General features: G+C 49.3%; 1 tRNA gene. It reads left to right on the forward strand.

Annotation, left to right across the window (positions count from 1 at the left end):
• Positions 1–44 precede the first annotated feature (44 nt).
• Positions 45–120: transfer RNA gene (locus tag MFP24_RS00290), tRNA-Ala, on the forward strand.
• Positions 121–365: the final 245 nt, after the last annotated feature.

The raw sequence follows: 365 nt of genomic DNA on the forward strand, positions 1-365 counted from the left end.
ATTAACTCTCTCACGAGTGGTATCTCAAGGTATCTGTAAGTCATGGGGCTATAGCTCAGCTGGGAGAGCGCCTGCTTTGCACGCAGGAGGTCTGCGGTTCGATCCCGCATAGCTCCACCATTAAAAAGACTTCAGAGCGTATTGGCGACAGTATGCTGCGAAGTATTTGCTCTTTAACAATCTGGAACAAGCTGAAATTTGAAACGACGCAGCTGAACATTATCCGCGAGGGTAGTGCTTTTGTTGTGTCAGAGTCTCTCAAAAATCGCAGCCACGAAATGTTCTCTGTAAGAGGACTGAGCGAGCAGTTCAAAGCCAAGGCGCACAGCGCGGAGGAAGCGGAGTGGACTTAATGTCCATGAGCA

This window comes from Brenneria tiliae, from assembly GCF_023347575.1.
In the GTDB taxonomy this organism is placed as follows: domain Bacteria; phylum Pseudomonadota; class Gammaproteobacteria; order Enterobacterales; family Enterobacteriaceae; genus Brenneria; species Brenneria corticis.